Origin of the sequence: Microcystis sp. LE19-131.1A (assembly GCF_027532015.1) — a bacterium.
GTDB lineage: Bacteria > Cyanobacteriota > Cyanobacteriia > Cyanobacteriales > Microcystaceae > Microcystis > Microcystis ichthyoblabe_A.
Genome location: NZ_JAPZSS010000264.1, coordinates 1 through 2,215 on the forward strand (window position 1 = coordinate 1; position 2,215 = coordinate 2,215).

3 protein-coding genes are annotated in these 2,215 nt (G+C 39.2%); 2 read left to right on the forward strand and 1 reads right to left on the reverse strand.

Annotated features, from left to right (window positions below; all coding sequences use genetic code 11):
* Positions 1-203: 203 nt before the first annotated feature.
* On the reverse strand, positions 204-548 hold the full coding sequence (locus tag O9323_RS18815; protein WP_002781516.1) for a hypothetical protein: 345 nt from the start codon (positions 546-548) through the stop codon (positions 204-206).
* A gap of 341 nt (positions 549-889) precedes the next feature.
* Here O9323_RS18815 and O9323_RS18820 point away from each other — a divergent pair, with 341 nt between their 5' ends.
* Together O9323_RS18820 and O9323_RS18825 are read left to right on the forward strand one after the other, a co-directional pair.
* Entirely contained in the window at positions 890-1,282 is a 393-nt protein-coding gene (locus O9323_RS18820; protein ID WP_353851600.1) for a hypothetical protein, read from the forward strand.
* 93 nt (positions 1,283-1,375) lie between these two features.
* On the forward strand, positions 1,376-2,215 hold an 840-nt coding region (locus tag O9323_RS18825; protein WP_288125573.1), incomplete at its 3' end, for an NB-ARC domain-containing protein.

Sequence of the window (2,215 nt, forward strand, 5' to 3'; positions counted from 1 at the left end):
AACTCTCCAAACTGTGAACAATTGCTAAGTAGGTAGGCGTTAAAAGTTGTCAGATGCCCCCCTTATTAAGGGGGGATTAAGGGGGGATCGGCACCCCCCTTATCAAGGGGGGATTAAGGGGGGATCGGCACCCCCCTTATCCAGGGGGGATTAAGGGGGGATCGGCACCCCCCTTATCCAGGGGGGATTAAGGGGGGATCGATCTAGAATTTAACCTTACTAGCCAACCAATTAGTAATTAATTTGGGGCTATTTTTTTTCACCCAATAGAGAGCATAAATTCTGAATATAGGCTTAGAAAAACGAGCGATCGCTTTCATAATAAAATTTAAGTAACGACGATGAAACTTTTTATTAATTAAATTTAACGAACCCACATCGTAAAGACAGTCGATGATAATCCTAAAAGTCGTTTCCTCTCTTTGGAATAAACTATCTATTAACAATAGCACTTCCTGAATCCGTTGCTGTTTAAGCTGTTCCTCTTCGGAAACAGCCGAGAGAATCTGCTGCTGCTTAGATAATTTACTATCCGATGGGGTTAACATGATATGGTAAGGAAAAAATTAACTTGTTTTGATTTTATCCCTATTTGCCGATTTTGCAAGACCAAACCCCCCATCTATCCCCATTTTTACGATAACACGGATCATTACTGGTCTTTCCTCTCCCATGCCGTCTTGACTGTGATTGCTGTGATTGTGTCATGGACTGTGACTGATCGAGAAAAATAAGGCAGAATAAAATTATGAAAGCTAAAATGAGGACTAAATCATAAATGCTCCCTTAACCACAAGTTAACCACTGAAGCAATCTCTAAAATCCCTATATTGTGCGAAAAAATCAAAACCCGATCAATAAGTTAACCCTCATTACCCCGATTTTATCTATGGAACCGATAACAGTGGCGACAATTGTTGCTTTGGTATTTCAGACTACTGTAGAAAAATTTACTGAAGCTGCTCTAGAAAAAATTAATACTTTGCGGCAAATTATCTGGAATAAACTTAAAGCTAATCCTAATGCTGAAAAAGCTTTACAAGCTGCTGAAAAAGGGTCAAAAACTGATCTAGAAAAAGTGGCAGATTATTTAAAGGTTGCCATGAATGATGAAGCAGATTTTGCCGAAAAAGTCAAGGGTTTAGCAACAGAAATTCAATCCTTGAAAATTCAGGATAATAGTAGTATGAACCAGACTAATTATGGGGGGACAAATTTCCAGAATAAGGTTGAGGGGGGTGAAGTTTATCAAGCAGCAACTATAACCATCAATAAAACCTGACTGGAGCCGCCTGTTAAGGAACAGGTTAAACAACATCCTCACAATTTATCTAATAGTAATATCCCTAGATTTGTTGGTAGAAATCAGGAATTAATTGACTTAAAAAATAAATTGCAACAATCCCAAAAGCTTGCTATATCTACCTTAACGGGAATGGGAGGCATAGGTAAAACCGAACTAGCCAGACAATTTGGCTGGCAACAATGGCGAGAAAAAGCCTATCCTGGTGGTATATGTTGGTTAAATGTGGCAGAGAGTGATGGCGGTTTTATCGGTACTTCTATTTTAGATTTTGCGCGGTTATATCTCAAATTAACTCTACCAGATGAGGGAGAATTAGAGGAAAAAATTCGTTATTGTTGGCAAAACTGGTTAGCGGGAAATGTCTTAATTATTTTTGATGATGTGCGAGATTATCAGCAAATTAGGGATTATTTACCACCGCAAGAAGACAAACGCTTTCAGGTTTTAATTACCACTCGCAAGGAATATTTATCAGCGACAATTGCGACTTTTCGGGTAGAAGTCTTAAAAGAAGAAGATGCTCTTGATTTATTGCGTTCCTATTTCAGAGATAACAGAATTGACACACAAATCGAAGAAGCTAAATTATTGTGTCAGGATTTGGGTTATTTACCCTTAGGGTTAGAATTGGTGGCAAGGTTGCTGGTACGACGACAGGATTGGAAAATTAGCAAAATACGGCAGAAGTTAGCAGAAAACGGCTTAGAGGAGCCAATTTTAGAGAAAAATCCCAAGTTTCATGGGGAAATGACAGCAGAAAGAGGGTTGAAAGCTGCCTTTAATCTCAGTTGGGAGGAGTTGAATAGCGAACCAGATGCCCAAATTTTGGCACTTTACCTCAGTTTATTCGCTCTTGCGCCCTTTCCCAAGGGGATGATTCTGGATTTATTTCCCGATGAGGATGGGGAT

Bases quoted from the DNA above. Each gene is read 5' to 3' on its own strand.
- O9323_RS18815 (WP_002781516.1), bottom strand. From the start codon at position 548: ATGTTAACCCCATCGGATAGTAAATTATCTAAGCAGCAGCAGATTCTC.
- O9323_RS18820 (WP_353851600.1), top strand. From the start codon at position 890: ATGGAACCGATAACAGTGGCGACAATTGTTGCTTTGGTATTTCAGACT.